This window comes from Bradyrhizobium sp. LB11.1, from assembly GCF_040549385.1.
Lineage (GTDB): Bacteria > Pseudomonadota > Alphaproteobacteria > Rhizobiales > Xanthobacteraceae > Bradyrhizobium.
The window spans coordinates 694,568-717,927 of sequence record NZ_JBEPTH010000003.1 but is presented as its reverse complement, the minus strand read 5'-3'; the positions used below and the strand labels follow the sequence as shown (position 1 = coordinate 717,927).

Here is a 23,360-nt window from a genome sequence, read left to right as displayed (position 1 = left end):
GTCGACGTTCCTAATTCGAAGTCGCCCCGCTCAGATCAATGCAGCGTTTGCGCTGCGGCCTCGTCGACCGCGGCCATAAGGTCGGCTGTATCGGATTGCTGAATCATGTGTCCTGCATTTGGGACTCGACGCATTTTGCTGTGCTTGATCTCGTCGTGCAGCCTTCCGGACTGCTCGTCGATGTCGATGAGGCGATCGTTCTCGCCGGCCAGGATGGTGACCGGCATGGCCAGTTCGCCGTACGTCTTTTCAGACAGCATTGCCGCAGGGATCATTAACGCTGCCTCGGCGGCGCCTGCGCGCAGTTGCGATGGACGCACGGCAAGGGATTTGGGGAAGCCATCAAATTTTTGCGGGACGGATTTCGGCCCGAAAAGCTGCCGCAGCATCGCCGGCCACATCAGCCGGCTAAGGATCGGTGAAATAGTGTGACTGAGGATATCGCCAAATCCGGGTATCGCCGGCCCGGCCATTGCCATCATCGCGTCGGTGCGGGCCGTCGGGAAATAATAGCCCGACGCCAGTATTAGAGCCTCGACCATTGAGGGATCTCTGCTTGCCAACGCGATCGCAACCGATGCGCCCCAGGAATGTCCGAGCACGATCGTTTTTTCGATGCCAAGCCGCGCCAGCGCATTCCGGAAGAGGTCGGCCTGGGCCGCAGGCGTCCAAACGACATTTCGGGGCCTCAGGCTATGGCCGAATCCCGGACGATCAAACACGATAACGCGATAGTCCTTGGCCGCGAGATCGATGAGACCACTCGATTCGAAATCCTGGATCATGCTGCCATTGCCGTGGAGCAGAACCAGAGGACGCCCCGATCCGCGCTCCACATAGTGCAGGCGGACACCGTCAATGTCGATGAACTGGCCCTGCGGAGGGTTATCACGCTGTGCCTTGTCGGCAAGGCGCCCGTTGACGACCGCGGCCGCAGCCATCAGGCCGGCCGTTGCAACCAGGGCGGAGGCGAGCGGATAGTCTGCCAGAGCACCGAGGGCCGTGGCCGTCAGCGAGGGTGAACGTTTTTTCAATATGCGCATGTGACGCTTTCGCTGAACGGAACCAGCTGTTGGAAAAAGGAAAGGGCGCCTTCCTGATTAACGTCCCGGTCTCATCAGGACCTTGATGACGCCGGCTTCCTTGTTGCGGAATTTCTTGTACATCTCGGGCGCGTCTTCCAGACTAGCCGGGTGGGTCACCACAAAGCTGGGGTCGATGTCGCCCTCGATGATCTTGGCGAGCAGTGGCTTGGTGTAAGCCTGAACGTGGGTCTGGCCGGTTTTGATGGTCAATCCCTTGTTCATGGCCGCGCCGAGCGGGATTTTGTCACCCATTCCGACGTACACGCCCGGAATCGATATTGTACCCGCCTTACGGCAGGCCATGATGGCCTGCCGCAGAACGTGAACGCGGTCCGTCGCCAGGAAGGTTGCTGCCTTGACCTTGTCGAGTACAGCGTCCGCCGAGCCGTGGCCCGATGCTTCGCAGCCCACCGCATCGATACAACTGTCGGGACCGCGCTTGTTGGTTCGTCTCATCAACTCCTCGTGGACATCCGCCTTCGAGAAATCGATGATTTCGGCGCCACCGGCTTCCGCCATTTCGAGGCGCTCGAGCACCTCGTCGATGGCTATGACACGTCCTGCTCCCAACATGAGGGCGGAGCGGATGGCGAATTGACCGACGGGACCGCATCCCCAGATCGCGACTGTGTCGCCCGGTTCGATCTGCGCATTGACGGCAGCCATGTAGCCGGTTGGAAAGATGTCGGACAGGAACAAGGCCTGCTCATCCGTGATGCTTTCGGGAATCTTGATCGGACCGATGTCCGCCATGGGCACGCGCAGGTATTCGGCTTGGCCTCCCGAATAGCCACCGAGCATGTGACTGAAGCCGAAAAGTCCCGCGGGCGACTGGCCCATCGCTTTGGCCGCGATCTCCGCATTCGGATTGGTCCGGTCACAGCAGGAGAACAGCCCCTGCCGGCAGAACCAGCAATCTCCGCAGCTGATCGTGAAAGGTACGACGACGCGGTCGCGGATCTGCAAATTCGTGACTTCCGAGCCGAGCTCGATCACCTCGCCCATGTTCTCGTGCCCAAGGATGTCGCCGCTCTCCATGGTCGGTTGGTAGCCGTCAAAGAGATGCAGATCCGATCCGCATGTGGCGCAGGCGGTGATCTTGATAATCGCATCGCGCGGATGTTGAATTTTTGGATCAGGGACCGTGTCCACCCGGACGTCGCCTTTGCCGTGCCAACAAAGTGCACGCATGGTCAAATCTCCATTTTGGGGACGGCATGCGCCTTCACGGGTCATGTCGTGCAGACGCAACAGGATGCGCGGCGCTAGGTTCCTAACACCGTAGTGAGTGTGGGACTCGCCGTTCTCACGGCGATCACGTGGATGATATTTGTCCAAGGTTGATCGCTAGGTGTGACGGGGCAGGGGCGTAGGAACTAAAGCTCCCGTAGGGGCTTGGCTTCACTCCTCAGACTCTGGAGACGTTATGAAACGCCCGTCGCTCTTCGTTTGTATTTCTTTATTCGCGGCTACCACGGCATTGGCGGCTACCCCGGCTTTAGCGCAAAATCCGCCCGCACAATCGGGACCGAACAACAACGCGGTCAACCGTGCCGGTAAGAATAACTCCGATGCTCCTGTTGCCGGTCGCAACAGTTTCACCGAAGGACAAGCCAAATCGAAGATCGAGGATGCCGGCTACGCCAACGTCACCGCGCTGAAGAAGGACGACAAAGGCGTTTGGCGCGGCCAGGCCAGCAAGGGTGGATCGACCACCGCGGTCAGCGTCGACTTCCAAGGCAACGTCAATTCGGCCAAGTAAGAAAGAACCAAAATGACCGTTACGATTTCTCGTCTTTACGACAACTACAATGATGCTCAGCGGGCGGTTCAGCGGCTCGAGGCTGCCGGCGTGCCGCACTCGGACATCAGCATCGTCGCCAACAATTCGGAAAGCTGGTTCAACGCCGACAGGAAGGTCGATCGTGACCAGAATGGCGTTGACGATCGCGCTGAGAGCGCTGGCAAGGGCGCCGGCATTGGTGCGGGCCTGGGCGGTACCGCGGGACTTCTCGCGGGCCTTGGTCTGCTGGCGATCCCCGGCCTTGGACCCGTCGTCGCTGCTGGCTGGCTGGCCGCGACTGCGGTTGGTGCGGCCGCTGGAGCCGCTACAGGCGGTGTTGTCGGAGCACTCACTGAGGCCGGCGTTTCGCGGGAGGATGCAGACTCCTATGCCGAGGGCGTGCGTCGCGGAGGCACGCTCGTGTCGGCGCGAGTGGCAGATGCGGAACGATCCCGGCTCGACACGATTCTGAACGAGTCCTCCGTTAACTTGCGGGACCGCAGTTCCGCTTGGCAAAAGGCCGGATGGAGGTCGTTCGATCCCGCCAGCAAGCCTTATGGCGCCGAAGAAGTTCGCAAGGAGCGGCAGCTCTACGGCTGATCATTGTGCTAAATGAGATCTCGACGGCCCGCTTCGGCGGGCCGTTCTTTTTTTCGTCGCTACGCGTAGAGATATCCGACCGGTTTGCCTTCGGTGCGCACCGGGCGAACATCCTGTTGCGTGATGATCTGGCTGGCCAGGCCGTCGATCTCGTCGCGCTGCGTCGGCGTCCAGCTGCGAAGATCGTTCATGCCCTTGAGCAGGCCAAGCCGGAGCACCTGAGTATTGTCGCCGACGCCGACGAGATTGATCGAATCCTTGCCCGCCGTCACCACGTCGCCGGCGGAGAGTTCAAAGGTCTCGCCGGCCTTTTTCTTGAATTCGGCGGTGCCACGAATGACGCGATAGATCACGACGTCTCCCTTGGCAAAGCAGTCGGGGTCCGCGGCGATCGACCTGCTCTTCGGCAGCAGCGACTGGCCGCGCGGGTCGGTCGCGATGATGTGGCCGGTGACGAGATGGCCGCTTGGAACCTCGATCCCGATATCGCGCACATAGACTGGCAGGGCGGATTTGACGGGGCTGTCGACGAGCGGCTTGAAAAGTGCGTCCAGCGCCAGCGGATCCTGAAGCCAGAAGCCTCCATCGGCGGGGCGATCGTGCAGCGGATGGCTCCAGGCCACGCGCGGCGTCTCGGCCTCGTTGATCTGCTCCGGACCGACGATGGTCGGGTTCGGAAAACTCGTGGGATCGGTGATGAAAGCTTCGAGGAACTTGCCGGAATAGCCCATCGGGATCGGATCCGGCACCACGGTCTGCGGTGTCTTCAGATTCTCGTCGGTCGACAGGCCCGACCAGGTGTAGAACAGCTGGCGATGCACGATCGCGCTTTGCAGCATCACAGCACCGGGGCCGACATTGTAGAAGCGGCCGTCATAGTCGAAGGTGAAGGCGCCCGAGGTGACCAGCACGAGCTGAAAGCCGCCCGGCGGCAGATGCAGATGGAAATCGGTGGGCCCGGTGTCGGGGCGATAGATCGGCAGATTGGTCGCGACTTCGTGGAGCAGGAAGGTTTCGTTGTTGGCGTGAAAGCCCTCGCTGGCGCGGTTGTAGAGCGCTTGCGGACGGTACGTCGCCTCGAACTTCGCATTCCGGTCGCGATCGATCGCCACGAAATCCCGGGTGTTGAGGCGGAGCGGCGCGCCGTTCGGATGGGTGAGACCGGTCGTCTTGAGATCGCCCGCAGCATGCACGTTCATGACGTTCTCCGCTCTGCGCCATTGCCAGCTTGCAACTTCATTGCGAATTTTGGGCCAGTCCGTCTGCGGATCAGCGGATGCGCCCGGCGCCGTGCCGCGGCAAGGTTGTTCAGGGAAAATCCGGTGCTTGCACCGGAGGTTAGATCGCCCGGTTGGTTTGTCCCTCCGACGCAGCGCTAGCGTCTCACGCGTCCGGGAGAGCGCCTGGACTTGCCTAATTTGTCAGCAAGCCTCGCCAGTGCGCGTGCAGTTGCGCCTCCCGCGGATCGGCGGCGCAATTGGTCGCCGCGGCGATTGACAATTTGTTCATGTTTTGTTCTTATGCTGTGACCGAGATACCGAGATGGAGGCAGCCATGGACAACCGCATCAACGACATCCGCAGAACGATCAGAGCGCTCCGCGTCAGCATGCGCGAGGCTGAAGCGATCATGCATGAGCAGATCAACCGCGATGAGGACTGCAGCTTCGTGGCGCAGGAGGTCATCAAGATGCGCTCGGTCATGAGCGGGCTGGTGAAGGAGCGAACCGCGCTCGGCGACAACGAGCCACTCCTCGTGAACAGCTTCTTCATCCCGCGGCGCCGGCCCACGCGAAAGCCGGTCGCTGCTCCTGCGCCGACCGTCGCTTCCGTGTTCCGTCCACGCCTGGTGGCCAGGGTTTGACGCAGAGGGTGGCTCAATCAAAGGAGTGAGGCGTGGCCCGATCCGGTTTGCCGGCCGGGCTGTCAGCCCACTTCGCCATCTCCATGGCTTGGGCGTCGACGCCCTCGCACCAGAAGCAGCTCGGCGTCGTCAGGCCCTTCTCGGACAGGATCGGGACCAGGCTGTGGCCGCAACCGGCGCACCAGGTGATGTCAGTCATTCGTTCCCCTACGGCGTAGCACGTTCAGAGAAGACGTTTTCGATGGCGAAGCTTGTGCGGGCGCTATGACGGCGCTGGAGCGCGCTGTCCGGTGTCGGTGTGCGTCTCTGCTATCGTCGATGCTGCGATCCATCGCGACGCGGCTGCGATGTCGTCTCCATTCTCGCGATAGGCGCGCAGCTGGAATTCAGCCGAGCTTCCGCGCGCCACGATCGTGCGGCAATGCTCGACCTCGGCGCCGCATTCCAGCACCGCGGCATCCTCGGCGATATCGTCGATGATTCGCGACAGCATCTCCGAGATCGTCACCGGTCCGTCTTTTGACGCAAAGATGCAATCGGTGCCGTAGCGCTGTGCGCGCCATTTGTTCTCGACCGCAAGCGCGCGTTCGACCGCGGTGACCTCCTTCGACAGGTGCGGCCGCAAATAGAGGTGCCGCGTCAGGCAGCGATACAGCGAGGCAACCGCAATGGCGTCGTCGACGAAGGTGCAGGTGTCGGGCGCACGAAGCTCCAGCGTCGGGTGCTTCATCGACGGCCGCATCGCCCACCAGATGTGACTCTCATCGGGGATCACGCCGGAGCGCTGCAACGCGCCGACATAGTCGTCGTAGTCGCGCCTGCTCTCGAACAGTTCGGGTAGCCCAGTGCGCGGCAGCTCGGAATAGGCGGCGAGCCGGTAGCCTTTCAGCCCCGTCTTGTGCGAATTCCAGAACGGGGAGGAGGCGGCCAGAGCGATGAACAGCGGCAGATGCGGCAGCATCGCCCGCATCACCGCCATCCGCTTCTCCGGATCGGGCAGTTGAACATGCACATGCATGCCGCACATCATGTTGCGGTGGCCGACGCTGCGCAGATCCTCGATCATTTCCTCGTAGCGCGGTTTTGGGCTCGGCTGCGACATGCGCCACATCGCGGTCGGATGCGTGCCGCAGGCCATGATGACGAAGCCGTATTGAGCCGCGACGTTGGCAACCTCGCGGCGCAGGAAACGCAACTCTTCGCGCGCGTCGTTGACATCGACGTGAACGTTGGTGGCGACCTCGAGCTGGGATTGCAGCATCTCGCGCATGGCCTGGCCGCCGGTCGACCAGTTCGCCGATTCGAACAGCTCGTTGGGCGTCTGGATCGCGACCTCGAGGGTGCGGCGATCGGCGAGGAAATATTCCTCCTCGATGCCGAAGGAATATTCGGCCGCCTTGCCGCGTCCGCCGGCGGCGCGAATCACGAGATGCTGCTTGTCGTCGGAGGGATCGAGGCGCAGCAGTTTTAGAACGTCAGAAGCAAATGTCATGGGCCACCCGGCAGTGGTACTACCTGCGGGCGATAATCCGTCTGACTGATGCCGGTTCCGCCTCGGCCCCGGCGGAAATCGCAAGCTCGAACGGAACAATTTTCACCTTTTCGGATGCGCGCGCGATCAAGGCCGAGACCAAAGCCATCGCCGTTCGATCCCGCCGTCGACTGCAGCGAGCGGATACTCTGCGCGATCAGCGAATGCTCGGGCTCGGTGACATACGGTTCGAACGAGGTGGTCTCGCCCCGGTATGCGATCCAGCGGCACATGAAGTTCCCATGCGGCAAAGTGTCGTGCTGTGCACTAACGATCCTCACCGCGTCAGGGTTCCTGCCATTCGATCGAAGCAGGCGCGCACGGAGCAGGGCTGTCTTATTCCCCTTGCTGTGTAGAACACGCCGAGGGTGCTCGCTGCATGTCGCAGCGACAGGTCAAGCGCTGGTCGGGCCGCCACGCAGGATGCGTGCGCCCATGAATGATCAGCTGCCCGGCAGGCACCTGCCGAAATCCCCGTTCTTCGCCGCGCGCGCGATCACGACGCTCCAGCATTTCCTGCATGTCGAGGCCATCAGCGGCGTCGTGCTGCTGGTGGCTGCGGCGGCCGCATTGCTCTGGGCCAACTCTTCCTTCGCCCATTCGTATCATGACGTCTGGAGTCTGCCGATTCCGCTTCGCTTCGGCGAGTTTGCGTTTGTCAGATCCCTCCATTTCTGGATCAGCGACGCTTTGATGACGATCTTCTTCCTGGTCGTCGGCATGGAAATCCGTCGCGAGATTCACGAGGGCGCTCTCAGCAGGTTCGATCAGGCCATTCTGCCTGTGCTGGCGGCTGTCGGTGGTGTGGCCGTTCCCGCACTGATCTACATGAGCTTCAACGCCGTTGCTGGACGCGAGCAGGGCTGGGCGATACCGACTGCGACCGACATCGCCTTCGCCGTCGGGGTGCTTGCACTGCTCGGAAAATCGATCCCGACCAACGTCCGGGCCTTCCTGCTGGCGCTGGCCATCATCGACGACATTATCGCCGTTCTCATCATCGCCACGTTCTACACCAGCGGGCTCAATCCCGGCGGCTTTGCCGTCGCATCGCTCGGCGTGATGATGGTGCTTGTCTTTCAACGGATCGGGCTTGGCTCGGCGTGGAGCTATGTCCTGCCCGGGGCCATCGCGTGGGGAGGATTCCTGATCGCCGGTGTCCACCCGACGCTTGCAGGCGTCGTGCTCGGTTTGATGACGCCGGTTCGATCGGCCTCTGCGGAGATATCGCCGCCCGTCATCCGCGTTCAAACGGCTCTGCATCCCTTCGTCGCCTACGGGATCATGCCGCTGTTCGCACTGGCGAATGCCGGCGTCAATTTCACCGGAACGCAGCTTACAGACGGTGCGCAGTTCGTGACGCTCGGCGTCGCGCTCGCGCTGTGCGCGGGCAAGCCGATCGGCGTGATTGGCGCGACATGGCTCGCCGTGCGTACGGGCTGGTGCCGATTGGCGCCAAGCGTGTCATGGTCCGGCGTCTGCCTCATTGGGCTCCTGGCCGGCATCGGCTTCACCATGTCGATTTTCATCGCCATGCTCGCGTTCACCGACGACAGATTGCTGAATGCCGCCAAATTCGGCGTTCTGCTCGGCTCGCTCATCTCCGTGACGCTCGGACTCGGCTGGGGCGCAGAATACGCCCAGCGGCAGCGCGCGAAGACCGAAGCCTGACCCGGTGCCAGGCGTCGGCGGAGCAGGGCGTCAAGTCGGCAGCGGGATCAGCCGCGCGACTTCGCGATCCCCAGCGTTCTCGCTCGCTCCGAGGCCTTGCGCGACGCCGATGCGATCGGCCTCGGGCCGGTTCTGGCTCATCTTGCGCTTGCCTTCGAACCGGACCACGGGGATGCGCACGCCGACGATCCCGCGCAACTGCGCGGCGATGAAATCGGCAGGCGCATCGCTGACGGTCCACGGCTTTGCGCGCGCGCCTTCGTGCCTGTTGGTCAGCCGCGTCACGATGTCGAGCAGGCGCTCCGGCTCCTGGAAAAATTCCACCGGGCCATAGGCATGCACGGCGATGTAATTCCAGGTCGGCACGACCTTTTCGGTTTCCTGCTTGGTCGCGTACCAGGACGGCGTCACATAGGCGTCGGGTCCGCTGAAGATGGCGAGTGCGTCGCCGAGCGGCGGCAGCTTCCATTGCGGATTGGCCTTCGCCACATGCCCGTACAGCACGCCATGCTCGCCTTCGCTCTCGTCGAGGAACAGCGGCAGGGGCGTGGCGACCGGACCTTCAGTGGTGGCCGTGACGAGGCTCGCGAGGCGGGCGGCGCGGATGGTCGCGCGGACGCTCTCGATGTCGTCGTCCTTGAAGGCGGGAGGAATGTACATGGCGTATCTCCGTTCTGGCTGAGAGATAGCCGCAATCTGGACTGTAAGAAACGGCCAGTTCTCTACGATTTGATCAGTCCAGTTCGGCGACCGCCTGCGCCAGGAGCTTGCAGCCTCGTTCGATTTGCGCGACCTCCAGCGCCGAATAGCCCATGACAAGGCCGACCGTCTTCCGCGTTCGGCGCGGGCCGACGAACAGAGCGGAGACGGGATAGATGCCGACGCCCTTGGCGCGGGCGGCCTCGATCAGTGCATTCTCATGCTTCTGCGGCAGACCATCGAACGAGGCTACGATATGCAGGCCGGCGGCAGCGCCCTCGATCCTGATACGATCGCCGAAGCGGCGGTGAAGAGCCTCGATCAGCGCCTGCTGGCGTTGGGCGTTGCGCCGGCGCACGCGTCTGACATGGCTGTCATAGGCGCCGCTCTCAAGCATCGCGGCGAGCGCCTCCTGTTCGATCAGCGGCGTATGACGGTCCATGATCTGCTTGGCGGCGGCGAACAGGGATCGCAGTGCCTGCGGCACGACGAGATAGCCGATCCGCAAGGTCGGCGAGAGCGTCTTGGAGACGGTGCCGAGATAGATCACGTTGTCGCTGCCCTCCAACGCATGCAGCGGCGGGATCGGCTTGGTGTCGTAGCGATATTCGCTGTCGTAATCGTCCTCGATCACGTACGCATCATTCTTCCGCGCCCACACCAGCAATTGGTGCCGGCGTCCAATCGGCATGACACCTCCGAGCGGATATTGATGCGACGGCGTCACATAGGCGAGGCGGGCCGCGATGCCGTCGAGGTGCTCGGTCTGAAGGCCCTCCGCATCGACCGTGACAGGCACCGCGACGGCGCCCGTCGCCGCGAAGGTATGCCGCGCCATCTGGTAGCCGGGATCCTCCATCACGAAGCGGTCGCCGGCATCGAGCAGCAGGCGCGCGCAGATGTCGAGCCCCTGCTGCGAGCCGTTGACGACGACGATCTGGTCGACCTCGCAGCGCACGCTGCGCGATCGCCACAGATAATTCTGTAGCGCCGTCCGTAGCCGTAGCGAGCCGCAAGGGTTGTCATAGGCGAGCCGCTCGGGCTTGCGCGCCATTGCAGCCGTCACGGCCTTCTTCCATGCCAGCACCGGAAAATCCGAGGGCGATAGCTCTCCATAGCGGAAGTTCGCGATGAGCCCGCGCGGCGGCTCGGTCCAGCGCGGCGGGTCCTGGCGCAGCCGCTCGCCGAAGGCCGAGAGCCGTGCCTTGCGCGTCGATGGCCGCGACGTCGCGCGCGTGCGTCCGCGCTCCACCACCGCGCGCGCAACCCGCGGTCGGGCGCCATGGCGCGTCTCGATAAAGCCTTCGGCGGCGAGTTGCTCATAGGCGATCGTGACGGTCGAACGCGCCACGCCCATCTCGTCGGCTAACGCCCGCGACGACGGCAACGGGCCGTCAGTGCCGTAGACCAGCGACATGATCTGATCGCGCAGCGCCTCGTAGATCTGGCGTGCGCCCGTGCGGCCGGCGCCGCGGCCGGGATTGGCTTTCATCTGGACCATCAGGACTCGCAGCCCGCACCCGCCGGAATGGCAGATGCCGGGATGTGTGTCTAATCCCGTTCGCCGAGCGTTTCGACGTAAGACTTGCCGTAGGGATAGAATTGGTCCTTGCGGCCCTGGTCCCACAGCGCCTTGAGACCGGGGGCTGTGATGTCCCAATCCGGTCGGCACTTCATGCTGACCGCCCTGAGATCCTGACGAAGCTCTTCGACGGTCGGGCGGCCGAAGAACCAGTAGCCATTGTAGATCTTGTAGACCACAAGGCGGGGCTCGAGCACGATCACATAGGGAATCATCGGATTGTGGACGAGGTCGGTGTATTCGGCGATGTCGAGATCCTTCTGAACGATACGCCGTGAGTCTGAAAGGAACGGCCAGTGCGCGCCGACGCCGCTGCGATATTCATGGGTCTGGGTGATGTTGTCGGTGGTGATCGTGACCATCCGGCAATAGCCCACCTCCATCTCGCGATGGAGTTGCAGCAGCCCTTCGGCCTGGCGACGGTCCTTCGGACAGAATCCACCGCGACCGAGAACGAGCACCATGGGATCGCCGCCCTGCAGCGCGGAGAGCTTACGATGCTTGCCGGTGTGATCGCTGAGCTCGTAATCCGGGAAGGTTGCTCCCGGGACCATATCTGTTCGCATAGGACTCTCCGATGTCTAGAGATCGATCACGATGTCGCCCTGAGGGCGCGAGCAGCAGATCAGGACATTTCCGTCCGCCGGCGCGTCGAGCGGATCGGGCTGATAGCTGACGTCGCCCGCAACGAGCCCGCTCTCGCAGTTGTGGCATACCCCCGTTCGGCATGACCAGCGCACGGGGACGTCGCAGGCTTCGGCCAGTTCGAGCAGGCTGGCGTAGGATGGTCCCCAGCGGACATTGAGGCCGCTGCGGGCAAAGGAGACCATGGGCCCCGGGCCCGGCGCTCCCGCCGGTGCGTGCGCTGATTTCTTCGGCGAAGCCGCGATGCCGGGCGTCAGCGATGGCCCGGCGCCGAACAGCTCGGTGTGGATGCGATCGCGCGCCACGCCCCATGCGCTGAGGCCGGCCGTGAGGTCGCTCATGAAGCTGGCCGGTCCGCAGAGATAGAAGTCGCCGTCTCGCGGCACATTGAGTTGCTGGAGCAGAGGCGAGCCCAGATGTCCGGCGCTGTCGAAGTCGACATCAGCGCGATCGCCGGGATCGGGCGTGCTGTAGCAGACATGGCTGTGATGGTGAGCCAGCCTGCCCAGGAGTTCGCGCACCTCGCCGGCGAAGGCATGCTCGCGGCCGTTGCGGCTGCCCTGCAGCCACCAGACATCTCGTTGTGATCCTTCTGCGGCGAGCGCGTGAAGCATGGCGAGCACCGGCGTCACGCCAATGCCGGCACTCAGCAGGACGACGGGCCGCGCGGCCTCGCGCAGCGTGAAGCTGCCACGCGGCGCACCGAGCTGTACGAGGTCGCCGGGTTTGAGCTCGTCGGCGATATAACTGCTGGCTGCGCCGTGTGCTTCGCGTTTGATGCTAAGGCGATAGAACGCTGCATCGGAGCGGCCCGACAGCGAATAGCTGCGCGTCATCGCTGGCGTGGCGGAAGGTCCGAGCCTGATGATGACGAACTGACCGGGCAGGGCGACGGCTCCGGGATGTCCATCCGATGGATCGAGGATCAGCGATGTCACGCTATGGGTTTCGGCGATCTTGCGCGCAACGCGAAACGGCCGGAATCCGTGCCAGGCCAGAGGGGGGCTCGCCGCGGGGCCGAGCCCGGCATTTCCCCCAGGTGCCTTCTGCTCGAGCATCGCCCCGAAGGAATGATGCCAGCCGCGGCTGAGCGCCGGAATCCGCATCGCGCGTTCGAGGCGCTCGCGCGGGTGAGGGGGCAGGTAGAGCAGCGCGTTGATCTCGCATACGCTCATGCGCTCGGGCCCGCTCGCGACCTGAATGATCTCATCGCCGGCCTCGACGTCGCCTTCCTCGATCACACGACAATAGAAACCGGGCCGGCCGTGCTTGACCAGCAGCGCGGCCATGTCGGGCTCCTCCATGCGAATGCCGAGTCGGTAGCAGGTGACGCGCGGCTGCGTCACTTCGAACAGGGCGGAGCCGATCCTGTATCGATCTCCGATGCAGACCTCGGTGTCGGCGAGGCCCTCGACTGTGAAGTTCTCGCCGAATTGACCGGAGACGAAGTTCGATCGACCGAGATGTTTTTGCCAGTAGCGATAGGATTCGTCCTGATAGACGTACACGGCACGCTGTTCGCCGCCGTGACCCGCGGTGTCGCCCTGGCCGTCGCCATCGATATTGAGCCGCCGCACCCGGCGCGGGCCCTCGACGGGCGCCTTCCAGATGCCGGTATGGACGGTCCTGCCTTGCCAGGTGACGTCGCGGGGCAGGCCGACATTAACTGACAGCAAACGTGCCATGCTTGTTTCCCGGTGTGATCAGCGCCGTTCGGCGACCCCGGCGGATTCCGGCTCGCTGCAGCGTCAATCTGCCTCCAGATCGTGGCTTTGGCGCGTTAGGCGTTGTTAGACTTTGCTAGAAGGCCTTGCCGGCGGCTGTCTGCGCTCCGATCTGAACAGGAGAAGCTGCAAAGCGGGAGATTGCGATGGATGACCAGGCCAGGCTCGTGGCGCTGCAGCGCCATTGGGACGCGTCCGATGCGAACGATTTCGAGGCCGAGCATGACATTTATCGCGAGGATGCCGTGCTCGACTATCCGCAGTCCGGTGAGCGCATTCGTGGCCGCCGGAGCATTCAGCAGAGTCGCTTCGTGCAGCCGAACAAAAAGCGCTTCACGGTCCGGCGGATCGTCGGCGGCGGTGATCTCTGGGTGAGCGAATTCGTCCTGACCTATGACGGGGTGCCGTCCTACGTCGTCAGCATCATGGAATTCCGCGACGGATTGGTGGCGCACGAAACGCAATATTTCGGGGGCCGGTTCGATCCGTCACCGACGCGTGCGCATCTGGTGGAAGTCGTGGGTTAGGAGCGACGCTCACGCCCGCGCTCCGTCATTGCGAGCGAAGCGAAGCAATCCAGACTGCCGCCGCCGAAAGACTCTGGATTGCTTCGCTACGCTCGCAATGACGGCATGGTCGGAACCCCGCTGCGGCGGCTGGTCGCACCGTTTTCGCCTTGATTCCGGCTCGCTGGGCTTTATCTCTGGGGAGAACAAGAATCCGGGCCCCTCTGGCGAGGACGCTGACAATGTCAGCAAAACCTCGCGATGTCGGATGACCTGTCCCGCGCGAATGCGATGGATCGGCCGATCGTCGGGCCTTCTTACGTTCCCTCCGACCCAATCGTCCCCATCGCGGTTCCGCGCGGCCATTTCGCAAGAATGAGGAGCGACGATGTTTGACGCCAACACTTCAACGCCGACCGAGATCGAGATCACCGAGCCGCACAGCTTCAACGAGCCGGCCGCGGTGGCGCTGGTGATCGCCGGCGCGCTCGTCGCCGTGGCCGACCGGCGCGTGTCGCCGGTCGAGCGCGACGAGGTGATCCGCTTCATCAGGGAGCGCAAATTGGCGCCGCATATCAGCGACGAGCGTTTGTTTTCGATGTTCGACGAGCTCACGGAGCGGCTTGAGGAGCCGGACTTCGCCAATGTGGTGATCGATACGCTGCGTCCAGTCTCGGACCTGCCGCTGTCATCCCATCTCATCGAGCTGTCAGAGCGCGTCGCAGCCGCTGACGAGGATGTGCATCCGCACGAAGTGCAGGCGATCAAGCTGCTGCGCCTGCTGACGCTGGTGCTGCCGCGCGCGAAGCCGGTCGGGCCGAGTGCCGCAAGCTCGGCCTCGAGGGAGTGGGCATGAGCGCAGCTTCGGACGAGCAAACGAAGAGATCCCGGGGCACCAGCGGCCAGCTGGCCGGTGGCGACCCGCGACTCGATGCGCTGGTTCATCGGCTGCCGCCGCGCCTCGCTCGCACTGTCGATTATCTCCTGCAACCGTCCAGCCGCTGGGTCCGGATTCCCTCGGGCGTGCTGCTCGTCGTCGGCGGTGTGCTGTCCTTCCTGCCGGTGCTCGGCATCTGGATGCTGCCGCTCGGCCTCGCGCTGCTCGCCGAGGACGTGCCGGCGCTGCGTGCGTCCCGCTCAAAAGTCTTCGACTGGATCGAGCGCCGCAAGCCGCACTGGCTGGATCTGTCCGCACCGAAAAAATGATCAATCATGATTGAGTTCATCACCGCCGACGCGTTGACCGCGCTGCTCCAGGTCGTCCTGATCGACCTCGTGCTCGCTGGCGACAACGCCGTCGTCATCGGCCTCGCCGCCGCGGGCCTTCCGGCCGATCAGCGCCGCCGCGCCATCGTCGTCGGCATCGTGGCCGCGACAGCGCTCCGCATCGTCTTTGCCGGCGTCGCGACCCAGCTCCTGCAAGTGATCGGCCTGCTGTTCGCCGGCGGCGTGCTGTTGCTTTGGGTGTGCTGGAAGATGTGGCGCGAGCTGCGCGAGCAGGCCGCGCATGCCAACGACCTTGCGTTCAGCCATGCCGGTGGCGCGAGCAGCGCAGCGGCGCCGCGCAAAACGTTCAAGCAGGCCGCCCTGCAGATCGTCGCCGCCGACGTCTCGATGTCGCTCGACAACGTGCTTGCGGTGGCGGGCGCTGCGCGCGAGCACCCCTACATCCTCGTCTTCGGCCTGGTTCTCTCGGTCGCGCTGATGGGCGTTGCCGCCGATCTGCTCGGCCGCGTGCTCCAGAAGCAGCGCTGGATCGCCTATGTCGGCCTCGCCATCATCGTCTACGTCGCCTTCGAGATGATCTATCGCGGCTCGCTCGAGCTCGCGCCGGTCATCGCAAGTCTCTAAGTCCCGCCTTCGTTGTCCTGGAGTGATAGATGCCGTCTGAACCCAAAGCACCTTCGGCCGCGCCCGCGCCGCGCCCGCAAATCGGCCCGTTCGCCCAGCTGATCTTCGGCTCGCGCTGGCTCCAGGTCCCGCTTTATGTCGGCCTCATCATCGCGCAGGCCGTCTATGTGCTGCTGTTTCTGAAAGAGCTCTGGCACCTGGTCGCGCATTCCTTCGACGCCAGCGAGCAGCAGATCATGCTGATCGTGCTCGGGCTGATCGACGTGGTCATGATCTCGAACCTGCTGGTGATGGTGATCGTCGGTGGTTACGAGACCTTCGTCTCGCGGCTGAACCTGAGCGGCCATCCCGACGAACCGGAGTGGCTCAGTCACGTCAACGCCAGCGTGCTCAAGATCAAGCTTGCGATGGCGATCATCGGCATTTCCTCCATCTCGCTGCTCAGGACGTTCATCGAGGCCGGCAACCTTGGCACCACGCGTAGCAATTTCACCGAGACCGGAGTGATGTGGCAGGTGCTGATCCACCTGACCTTCATCATCTCGGCGATCGGCATCGCCTGGGTCGACCGCCTCAGCGAGAGCGGGCATCGCAAGGAGAATGGTCACGCTTGAATGCGCGACCCAGCGTGATCAGAGACGCCGGCTCCGCGCCAGCGTCTCGGACGGCGTTTCGCCAAACGCCAGTCTGTAGCCGCGCGAAAAGTCGCCGAGGTGCCAGAAGCCGTTGCCGAGAGCCGCAGCCTTGACGCTCGCGCCGGCGCTGCCGGTCATGAGCTGGATGCGGGTGGCCCACAGCCGCTTGAGACGAAGATAATGATGCAGGCTGACGCCGTGCACCGCGTGCGTCGCGATCTGGAGCGTACGCGCGGATACGCCGAGCGTGGTGGCAAGGTCGTCGCTGTAGAGCGGCTTGCTGCCGAACAGCACGACGACCTCGTCGAGCCGCGCAATCAGCTTGCGGTGCTTGTCGAACGAACCGCGGCTGGGCGCGCGAGCCTCCGCCGGCACCACGGCTGCGTCGAGGCCGGCGAGCAGCGTTTCCTGGATCGGGCGGTTGAGGGCCTCGAATTGCCGGGGATCGTCGCACGCTGAGGCCAGCGAGAACTTCTCCAGAAAAACGGCACGCAGGCGCTCCATCGGATCGTCCTGTGTGCGGATGTAGGCGAGACCGGTGTTGAAGTCCGCCCAGCTGCGATGCCGCATGTCCGAGTTGAAGCGCAGCATCAGATAGGTGTTGGGACGTTGCTCGATCGACTCGATGGGGGCCTTGCCGCGTATCACGGCGATCGTCGAACTGTTGACCTCGCAGCCGTTGGTGATGGAGTCAAAGGAAAGCGGGACAATGAGGCCGATGCCATTGTCCGTTCCGATCTCGGCTTCGTAGCGCCGCGCAAAGGCTCGCTGAAGCACGAACAGCCCGTTCTGGAGCGGCAGAATAGCGCGTGACAGCGAGAATTCGCGCGGACGAAGCGGCGTGCTGGTCCCGAGGCCAAGCACCTCGTTGGCGCGAAACTCGCTGAAATCCGAGAAACGCTCGACGTTCAGGACTCGCGATGGCTTCAGCCGATGAATCGGCATTTCGGAATCCTAGGCCACGCGTCCAGCGCGCCGCGCTCGCAACCGAGCTTGACGCTCATGCCGCCGGCAAACTTGATCCAGTCGGCGAAGTGATCTTGTCCGACGGCGATCAGTACGGGAATGTCGGCATCGAGGGCGCGTTCGATCAAATAGGACAGGCCCTTGCCGTCACACTCGCGCTTGCCGAAGCGGTTGACGATGACGAGATCGGCGCCATGTGAGAGCGCATCCGCGATCCGTGTCCCCGCATTTTGTAGCCGTGCGAGATCGAGGCGGCAGCCCTGCGCGGCCGGATCGAAATCTTGCGCCAGCAGGAGCTTTTCGCCGCTGCGAAGCAGGATGGCCGAGAGACTGGAATCGGCGCATTGGCCGGCCTGCACCATGCCGACGACGCGATGGCCGCGGGCCATTAGATCGGCGGCGAAATCGCGCAGGACGGCGTCGGGATCCTGATGCTGTGCGTAGACGAGGGCGGCGAGATCGCATTGCGCATCGAACATGGTCCGCCTCCGCTTCTCCCATAAGAATGAACCAGGGCCGCGGCGGTTCCGCCGCGACCCCGGTTTTCGGATCAGGCCGCTGGCGGGCCGTTGATGATCTGCAGCTGGGTGAACTCGGCGAGGCCTTCCTCGGCGAATTCAGTGCCGATGCCCGACTGCTTGGCGCCGCCGAACGGGATGTTCGGGGCCATGTCGAGATGCTTGTTGATCCAGACAGTGCCGGACTCGAGCTGCGTTGCCACTTCGTGGGCGCGCTTGATGTCGGACGACCAGACCGAGGCGCCGAGGCCATAGGTCGTGGCATTGGCGCGGCGGATCACGTCATCCTTCGGAATATTGATCAGCGGCAGCACCGGGCCGAACTGCTCCTCGTCGACCAGCTTCGAGCCTTCCTTGATGTCGCGTACGATCGTCGGCTCGATGAAATAGCCGGGACGATCCATCGCGGCGCCGCCGGCGACCACCTTGCCGTTCTTGTGCGCGTCCTCCAGGAACGTCTTCACCTTCTCGTACTGCATCTTGTTCTGCAGCGGCCCGAGCTTGGTGCCCTGCTTGGAGCCGTCGTCGACCACGGTGCTCTTCGCGATCGCGACCAGCTCGTCGCAGAGCTCATCATAGACGGATTCGTGCACATAGAGCCGCTTGATGGCGAGGCAGACCTGGCCGGAGTTCTGAAAGGCACCTTCGAAGATGCCCGGCGCGACCTTCTTCGGGTCGACGTCGTCGAGCACGATACCGGCATCGTTGCCGCCGAGCTCGAGCGTGATGCGCTTGAGCGTCTGCGCCGCACTCGCCATCACCTTCTGCCCCGTCGCCGTCGAGCCGGTGAAGGAGATCTTGCGGATGTCGGGATGCTTGGTCATCTCGCCGCCGAGATCGTTGGCGTCGGTGATGAAGTTGAGCACGCCCTTCGGCACCACGTCCTTGATCAACTCGGCGAAGCGCAGGGAGGCTAGCGGCGTGGTCGGCGCGGGTTTTACAATCAGGGTATTGCCGGCGATCAGCGCGGAGGGCAGTTTGAAGGCGAGGATCAGGAGCGGGTAGTTCCAGGGGATGATGGCGCCGACGACGCCGAGCGGGCGGCGATAGGCCTCGACCTTGCGGTCGCCGGAATTCTCGATGACCTTCATCGGCAGATCGAGCGAGCCGAGATAGCGGAAGAACGCGGCCATGCCGAGCACTTCGCCGGTGGCATCCGCCAGCGGCTTGCCCTGTTCGCTCGTGAGCAGGCGCGCGAGCTCGCCCGAATTGGCTTCGATCACGTCGGCCATTTTCATCACGACCTTGCGGCGGTCTTCTATCGAGGTCGCTGCCCAGGCAGGGAAGGCGGCCTTCGCGGCGGCAACGGCCGTATCAAGCTGGGACTTCGAGGTGCGCGGGCACTGTGCCACCACCTCTTCGGTCGCGGGATTGAGAACCGGCATCGTCATGTCGCCGGGCACCATTTTGCCGTCGATGAGAAGATTGAAGTCACTCAATAGGCTTTGCGCTCCCTTGCAAAACGGGCCGCTCGGGCCTCGCTATATCGCACTATATATCACGGTCCGACCCGTCCGGCCATGGCGGCAGAATCGATCAATTCCAGAAAAGCGGGCTGGACGACGCTGGACTTATCGATATATCGTGCCAGATATAGCGAAGTGCGTTCCGGGACTGGCGGATGGAAATCAAGGTGAGGCAGCTCACGACCTGCGAGGTGGAGGCCGATGGCGGGCGCGATCTCGCTGGGCTTCGAGGACGTGACGGGGAATCCCGCCGCGGTCAGCGTCTCGCTCAATCAGGTCGGCGCCCTCATCATGACGCTGCCCGGCCTGCTCGAGGCGGCGTTGAAGGCCCGTTACGGCGACCAGAGCCTGCGCTATGCCTATCCGCTGGTGTCCTGGGTGCTGGAACAATCCACCGACACGACCCAGCGCATCATCACGCTGGAAACCGAGGACGGTTTCAAGGTCCGCTTCTCGATCCCGAAGGATGAACAGAGCCTGTTGGGCGAAGCGCTGACCCAGCCGATGCCCGAGATGACGGTGCGGCCGAACTAACCGCTATGAGGATTTGCGGGAACGGGCGATGTCGCTCTTGAGCGCTTCCAGATCCTTGTGCACCGCGCGTGCGGCGTCGCGCTCGATCTTGCGGTAGCGCGCAACGAGTTTTTCGCCGAACGGCGTCAGCATTGCGCCGCCGCCATTCTTGCCGCCGGCCTGCGGCTCGACCGCGGGATGTCCGCAGATTCGGTTGATCTCGTCCACGAGATCCCAGGCGCGCTTGTACGACATGTCCATGGCGCGGCCAGCCCCGGAGATCGAGCCTTGCGAGCGGATCTGCTCCAGAAGCTCGATCTTGCCAGGCCCGATCCGATCCTCACCGTCGAGGTCGATGCGAAGGCTCAGCTGGGGAAGGGATTTGGCGCTCGCGCGCGACATGTCGAAGTCTCTTGGCCCACTCGTTCGCGAGATTGCCACTCTTGCCCGCGGCGGACAAGGTGAGGGCGCCAGATTTCCCGGAAGATAGACGTTCGTCGAAGTCTGCAGAGCACGGGCTTCAGCCCGTGCCCTTGATAGCTGCACCTTACTCCGCGGGGCTTCCGACCACCGCGCCCTGACTGACGTTCTCGCGGGCGAGGATCACCAAGAGGCCGACGATGATGAGCTCGACCACCGCGAAGGCAATGAAGGCGCCCGTGAACGACCCGGCGGAGGCGTTGATGATAGCGCCCATGATCCAGGGCGCAAGGAAGGCCGAGAAGACGCCGAATACTTCGGCGTAGCCGATCGCGGCCGGGGCGAGCGTGTCGGAGTATTTTTCGCTCAGCAGGGCGAAGATAGCGCCGCCGCCGAGCAGCGCAACGCCGCTGAGTGCGGCGAACAGCACCAGCATGCCGAACGGCATGGGCGTGACCACGCTCCACAGGAACATCACCGCGGTGAGGAATGCCAGGAACGCGGTGAGCTTGATCATGAAGAGCTTGCCGAGCCGGTCGGACATGTAGCCGCCGATCACCAGGAACAGCACTTGCGACAGGCCCATGACGGTGCCGATCACGGCGCCGGACGGCGGCGGCATGTGCTGCACGGTGATGAAGGCGGGCACCACCCAGGTCGCCGTGCCGGCGATCGCGAAGGTGCAGGCGACTATGCCGAAGCCACCGACGGCGATCCATTTCGAGCGGAAGATCTCGCCGAGCGGCAGGTGCTGCTGTGCCGTTTCGTTGCCCCAGCTGAAATTGGCGATGCCGAGCTCGCGCGGGCCGTTGCGCACGACGAGCGCGTCGATGGCGGCGACGATCAGGGTGCCGACGGCCAATACCGCAAAGAAGGTCCGCCAGCCGGTCGCAATCGTCAGGGGAATGCCGAGCGCGAAGTCCATGGTGATGGCAAGGCTGTAGGCCGCAAGAATGATGCCCACGACCGAGCCGCGCCGGTTCTGCGGAAACCAGCCGAAGATCAGCTTCATGTTGCCGATGAAGATGCCGGCGTCGAAGAAGCCGATCACGAGCCGCAGGATCACGAGCTGCGTGTAGCTCTGCACGAAGACCTGGAGCACCATGCCGAGCCCGGTGCCCGCGAGCCCGATCAGCAGCATGTTGCGCGCCGTCATCGAGCGGCTGACCGGTGACCACACCACCATGCCGATGCCGTAGGTCAACGCAAAGATGCCTTGCGCAAGGCCGGCCTCGGCCGGGTTGAGCTTGAGGCTCTCGGACACGAACGGCAGTACGGCTGCGAAGGCGTACCAGTCTGCGGCGAGAAAGATCTCACAGAGGATGGCAAGCGCCAGCATGCCCTTCTGCCAGCGAGCAATCCGCTGCCGGTCACTCTCGGAAATGGTCGTCCAGTTGGTTATCGGCGTGGTCATCATCGCTCCTCCGGTTGACGTGTCGACGGATCACAGGCGCGGTGTCAGGCCGGCGGCGGCAGGAAATTGACCTCGTGCTCGGCGGCGCGGCGTACGACTTCCTGGGGATCGGGGAGATTGTGTATGCGCTCGAACAGCTCTTTCAGCGAACGCGTCGGCGCCACCCAGAACAGGCTGGTCGCGGTCTCGCCCGACTTGTTGAAGATGCCGTGCGGTATGCCCTTGGGCATGCGCACGAGGTCGCCGGTCTTGGCGACGAAATCCTTGCCGTCGAGCCAGAGGTCGTAGCGGCCGCTCAGCACATAGACGAATTCGTCCTGGGTCGGATGCACGTGCGGCGGCACGAAGGTGCCGTCCGGAAACACGGCATGCCAGGCCATCGACGCCTCGGAGTGCTGCTTGAGCGTGTAGGTCTGGCCCAGGATGTTCCAGACGATGTCGCCAAAGCCTTCTTTGGCAGGAGTAACGCCCGGTGGCATTTCGATCATGGTCGTGTCCTCTGTTGTGTGCGGAGTCAGTCGGCAAGGAAGTCGGTGACGTGTTGCGCGGCGGCGGGCGTTTCCTCGAACATGAGATGTCCGGTCGCGGGCACCAGCGTCACGCGCGCATCGGGCAGGGCGGCCTTCCAGGCCGCTGCCTGTGCGGTCGGGCGGAGGCGGTCGGCGGCACCCCACAGCACCAGCGTCGGCATGGCGATCCGGTGCAGCCAATGCGCGAGCTTGGGATTGCCCTGCGGCTCGTTGCGGATCAGCTTGGCGAAGCCCGTGACCTCGCGCCCCAGGCGGGCGTCGAAGGCGGGGTCCGGCGCTTTTGGAAAGTAACGGAGCGCCGCTGCCGGGTCGTGCGCGAGATAGGCGGGCAGCTCCTGCGGCGCGATCTCGAACAGGCCCGGCGCCGGTGCGCTCGCGACCACGAGGCCCGCGGGCGCGACCAGCACCAGCTTGCGCACGCGCTGCGGCTGGCGGATCGCGAACTCGGCGGCAAGCCATCCACCGAGCGAAAATCCGGCGAGGTCGAACTGCTGGAGCCCAAGCCTGTCGAACAGATCCATATAGTGGAGAACGTGGTCCTCGATCGTGTCGATGGCATCGGCATCGCCGGAATCACCGAAACCGGCGTGATAGGGAATGATGACGGTGTGCCGCTTCGCCCATTCGCGTGCCATCTCGAAGCCGGTGAAGGTGCCGGTGCCGTGCAGGAACACCAGCACCGGACCGCTTCCGATGGTGTGCACGACGGTGCGTACGCCGTTGATGTCGTGCTCCGTGCGGTTGAAGCCGGTGAGATCGGGCGAGGGTTTGACGGTATCAAGCATGATCGAAGTCTCCGGTTGAGGTCATGCGGCGTCGGCCTGCCGGCCGCTGACGAGCGCGGCGAACTGTTCGACGGCGTTGGCGAGCCGTGCGGTTATCATCGGGCCGAGCGGCTCACCCGGCGCAAGCTCGCCGCTGCTGGCGTAGATCGCCGTCGAAACGGTGCAGGCCTCGAAAAAGCCGAACAGCGGACGGAGCTGATGTTCGACCACCAGCGAGTGGCGTAGTCCGCCCCCCACCGCGGTGAGCAGCACCGGACGATTGCGCAGCACGCCCGGCTCGATCAGGTCGAACAGGTGCTTGAACAATCCGGGATAGGAGCCCTGAAACACCGGGCAGCCGATCACGAGACCATCAGCCTGCTCGACGGCTTCGACGACGGTCCGCGCGCTGTCGTCCAGCGCGACGCGGGTGAAGGCGGCGATGCCGCAGCCGGCATCGACGAGGTCGAGCACGTCGGTCTTAAGCCCATGTTCACTCAGCAAGCCGGCGGCGACAGCCTCCACCAGCACGCGCGATTTTGCCGGGCGCCAGCTACTGCCGCAGAAGCCAACGATACGGGTTGTCCTCACGCT

Annotated in this window: 27 protein-coding genes and 1 pseudogene; 10 read left to right on the top strand and 18 right to left on the bottom strand. The window is 63.8% G+C overall.

The features are described from left to right. Positions 1 to 35: 35 nt before the first annotated feature. Positions 36 to 1,043, bottom strand: coding sequence for an alpha/beta fold hydrolase (locus ABIA96_RS11155; protein ID WP_354137083.1), 1,008 nt, complete (start codon positions 1,041 to 1,043; stop codon positions 36 to 38). A 57-nt stretch (positions 1,044 to 1,100) separates the two neighbouring features. After that, a complete protein-coding gene (locus ABIA96_RS11150; RefSeq protein ID WP_354137134.1) occupies positions 1,101 to 2,276 on the bottom strand; it encodes a zinc-dependent alcohol dehydrogenase in 1,176 nt (391 codons plus the stop codon). A 235-nt stretch (positions 2,277 to 2,511) separates the two neighbouring features. On the opposite strand from ABIA96_RS11150, the gene ABIA96_RS11145 reads away from it, so the two are divergent. Together ABIA96_RS11145 and ABIA96_RS11140 are read left to right on the top strand one after the other, a co-directional pair. Then, positions 2,512 to 2,847, top strand: coding sequence for a hypothetical protein (locus ABIA96_RS11145; protein ID WP_354137082.1), 336 nt, complete (start codon positions 2,512 to 2,514; stop codon positions 2,845 to 2,847). Positions 2,848 to 2,859: 12 nt separating this feature from the next. Further along, positions 2,860 to 3,468 (top strand): general stress protein, encoded by a 609-nt coding sequence (locus tag ABIA96_RS11140; RefSeq protein WP_354137081.1) that lies wholly within the window; start codon positions 2,860 to 2,862, stop codon positions 3,466 to 3,468. 59 nt (positions 3,469 to 3,527) lie between these two features. Here the strand turns inward: ABIA96_RS11140 and ABIA96_RS11135 are convergent, their stop codons facing one another. Then, on the bottom strand, positions 3,528 to 4,667 hold the full coding sequence (locus ABIA96_RS11135; protein ID WP_354137080.1) for a hypothetical protein: 1,140 nt from the start codon (positions 4,665 to 4,667) through the stop codon (positions 3,528 to 3,530). A 355-nt stretch (positions 4,668 to 5,022) separates the two neighbouring features. On the opposite strand from ABIA96_RS11135, the gene ABIA96_RS11130 reads away from it, so the two are divergent. After that, positions 5,023 to 5,331: a hypothetical protein gene (locus ABIA96_RS11130; protein WP_354137079.1), complete on the top strand. Its 309-nt coding sequence runs from the start codon at positions 5,023 to 5,025 to the stop codon at positions 5,329 to 5,331. Between the two features lie 13 nt (positions 5,332 to 5,344). Here ABIA96_RS11130 and ABIA96_RS11125 read toward each other — a convergent pair whose 3' ends face one another. The 3 genes and pseudogenes from ABIA96_RS11125 to ABIA96_RS11115 form a co-directional block, all read right to left on the bottom strand. Beyond that, a complete protein-coding gene (locus ABIA96_RS11125) occupies positions 5,345 to 5,530 on the bottom strand; it encodes a hypothetical protein (RefSeq protein ID WP_354137078.1) in 186 nt (61 codons plus the stop codon). Positions 5,531 to 5,593: 63 nt separating this feature from the next. Then, positions 5,594 to 6,823, bottom strand: coding sequence for a carboxylate-amine ligase (locus ABIA96_RS11120; protein ID WP_354137077.1), 1,230 nt, complete (start codon positions 6,821 to 6,823; stop codon positions 5,594 to 5,596). 131 nt (positions 6,824 to 6,954) lie between these two features. Continuing rightward, positions 6,955 to 7,095: pseudogene (locus tag ABIA96_RS11115) on the bottom strand (class II glutamine amidotransferase); the annotation flags it as partial. Positions 7,096 to 7,297: 202 nt separating this feature from the next. Between ABIA96_RS11115 and nhaA the strand changes: the two are divergent. Continuing rightward, positions 7,298 to 8,533 (top strand): Na+/H+ antiporter NhaA, encoded by a 1,236-nt coding sequence (gene nhaA / locus ABIA96_RS11110; RefSeq protein ID WP_354137076.1) that lies wholly within the window; start codon positions 7,298 to 7,300, stop codon positions 8,531 to 8,533. A gap of 30 nt (positions 8,534 to 8,563) precedes the next feature. On the opposite strand, the gene ABIA96_RS11105 is transcribed toward nhaA, so the two are convergent. The 4 genes from ABIA96_RS11105 to ABIA96_RS11090 form a co-directional block, all read right to left on the bottom strand. Continuing rightward, the gene (locus ABIA96_RS11105; protein ID WP_354137075.1) at positions 8,564 to 9,193 is read right to left on the bottom strand and encodes an FMN-binding negative transcriptional regulator; all 630 of its coding nucleotides are present in this window, start codon (positions 9,191 to 9,193) and stop codon (positions 8,564 to 8,566) included. 73 nt (positions 9,194 to 9,266) lie between these two features. Further along, positions 9,267 to 10,733 carry a MocR-like pyridoxine biosynthesis transcription factor PdxR gene (pdxR, locus tag ABIA96_RS11100; protein WP_354137074.1) on the bottom strand — a complete coding sequence of 489 codons (1,467 nt, stop codon included), beginning with the start codon at positions 10,731 to 10,733 and terminating at the stop codon, positions 9,267 to 9,269. 50 nt (positions 10,734 to 10,783) lie between these two features. Then, on the bottom strand, positions 10,784 to 11,380 hold the full coding sequence (locus tag ABIA96_RS11095; protein WP_354137073.1) for a redoxin domain-containing protein: 597 nt from the start codon (positions 11,378 to 11,380) through the stop codon (positions 10,784 to 10,786). 15 nt (positions 11,381 to 11,395) lie between these two features. Beyond that, on the bottom strand, positions 11,396 to 13,144 hold the full coding sequence (locus ABIA96_RS11090; protein WP_354137072.1) for an MOSC domain-containing protein: 1,749 nt from the start codon (positions 13,142 to 13,144) through the stop codon (positions 11,396 to 11,398). Between the two features lie 185 nt (positions 13,145 to 13,329). Between ABIA96_RS11090 and ABIA96_RS11085 the strand changes: the two genes are divergently transcribed. The 5 genes from ABIA96_RS11085 to ABIA96_RS11065 all read left to right on the top strand — a co-directional run bounded on the left by ABIA96_RS11085 (position 13,330) and on the right by ABIA96_RS11065 (position 16,154). Continuing rightward, a complete protein-coding gene (locus tag ABIA96_RS11085) occupies positions 13,330 to 13,710 on the top strand; it encodes a nuclear transport factor 2 family protein (protein ID WP_354137071.1) in 381 nt (126 codons plus the stop codon). Between the two features lie 367 nt (positions 13,711 to 14,077). After that, on the top strand, positions 14,078 to 14,545 hold the full coding sequence (locus tag ABIA96_RS11080; RefSeq protein WP_354137070.1) for a tellurite resistance TerB family protein: 468 nt from the start codon (positions 14,078 to 14,080) through the stop codon (positions 14,543 to 14,545). Continuing rightward, positions 14,542 to 14,895 carry a hypothetical protein gene (locus ABIA96_RS11075; RefSeq protein WP_354137069.1) on the top strand — a complete coding sequence of 118 codons (354 nt, stop codon included), beginning with the start codon at positions 14,542 to 14,544 and terminating at the stop codon, positions 14,893 to 14,895. Before ABIA96_RS11080 ends, ABIA96_RS11075 begins: the two co-directional genes overlap by 4 nt. A 6-nt stretch (positions 14,896 to 14,901) precedes the next feature. Beyond that, complete coding sequence (locus ABIA96_RS11070; RefSeq protein WP_354137068.1) at positions 14,902 to 15,540, top strand: TerC family protein; 639 nt, start codon at positions 14,902 to 14,904, stop codon at positions 15,538 to 15,540. A gap of 29 nt (positions 15,541 to 15,569) precedes the next feature. Next, entirely contained in the window at positions 15,570 to 16,154 is a 585-nt protein-coding gene (locus ABIA96_RS11065) for a TIGR00645 family protein (RefSeq protein ID WP_354137067.1), read from the top strand. Positions 16,155 to 16,172: 18 nt separating this feature from the next. On the opposite strand, the gene ABIA96_RS11060 is transcribed toward ABIA96_RS11065, so the two are convergent. The 3 genes from ABIA96_RS11060 to ABIA96_RS11050 form a co-directional block, all read right to left on the bottom strand. Then, entirely contained in the window at positions 16,173 to 17,120 is a 948-nt protein-coding gene (locus tag ABIA96_RS11060) for a helix-turn-helix domain-containing protein (protein WP_354137066.1), read from the bottom strand. Next, the gene (locus ABIA96_RS11055) at positions 17,102 to 17,620 is read right to left on the bottom strand and encodes a DUF2478 domain-containing protein (protein WP_354137065.1); all 519 of its coding nucleotides are present in this window, start codon (positions 17,618 to 17,620) and stop codon (positions 17,102 to 17,104) included. Before ABIA96_RS11055 ends, ABIA96_RS11060 begins: the two co-directional genes overlap by 19 nt. 71 nt (positions 17,621 to 17,691) lie before the next feature. Further along, on the bottom strand, positions 17,692 to 19,098 hold the full coding sequence (locus ABIA96_RS11050; protein WP_354137064.1) for an aldehyde dehydrogenase family protein: 1,407 nt from the start codon (positions 19,096 to 19,098) through the stop codon (positions 17,692 to 17,694). Positions 19,099 to 19,326: 228 nt separating this feature from the next. Between ABIA96_RS11050 and ABIA96_RS11045 the strand changes: the two genes are divergently transcribed. Next, entirely contained in the window at positions 19,327 to 19,659 is a 333-nt protein-coding gene (locus tag ABIA96_RS11045; RefSeq protein WP_354137063.1) for a hypothetical protein, read from the top strand. Between the two features lie 3 nt (positions 19,660 to 19,662). On the opposite strand, the gene ABIA96_RS11040 is transcribed toward ABIA96_RS11045, so the two are convergent. The 5 genes from ABIA96_RS11040 to ABIA96_RS11020 form a co-directional block, all read right to left on the bottom strand. Continuing rightward, positions 19,663 to 20,040, bottom strand: a complete 378-nt coding sequence (locus tag ABIA96_RS11040) for a winged helix-turn-helix domain-containing protein (protein WP_354137062.1) — start codon at positions 20,038 to 20,040, stop codon at positions 19,663 to 19,665. Positions 20,041 to 20,185: 145 nt separating this feature from the next. Further along, the gene (locus tag ABIA96_RS11035) at positions 20,186 to 21,472 is read right to left on the bottom strand and encodes an MFS transporter (protein WP_354137061.1); all 1,287 of its coding nucleotides are present in this window, start codon (positions 21,470 to 21,472) and stop codon (positions 20,186 to 20,188) included. A gap of 44 nt (positions 21,473 to 21,516) precedes the next feature. After that, the gene (locus ABIA96_RS11030; RefSeq protein ID WP_354137060.1) at positions 21,517 to 21,960 is read right to left on the bottom strand and encodes a cupin domain-containing protein; all 444 of its coding nucleotides are present in this window, start codon (positions 21,958 to 21,960) and stop codon (positions 21,517 to 21,519) included. Between the two features lie 26 nt (positions 21,961 to 21,986). Then, entirely contained in the window at positions 21,987 to 22,787 is an 801-nt protein-coding gene (locus tag ABIA96_RS11025; RefSeq protein WP_354137059.1) for an alpha/beta fold hydrolase, read from the bottom strand. Positions 22,788 to 22,808: 21 nt separating this feature from the next. Then, on the bottom strand, positions 22,809 to 23,357 hold the full coding sequence (locus ABIA96_RS11020) for an NAD(P)H-dependent oxidoreductase (RefSeq protein WP_354137058.1): 549 nt from the start codon (positions 23,355 to 23,357) through the stop codon (positions 22,809 to 22,811). Between the last annotated feature and the right edge of the window lie 3 nt (positions 23,358 to 23,360).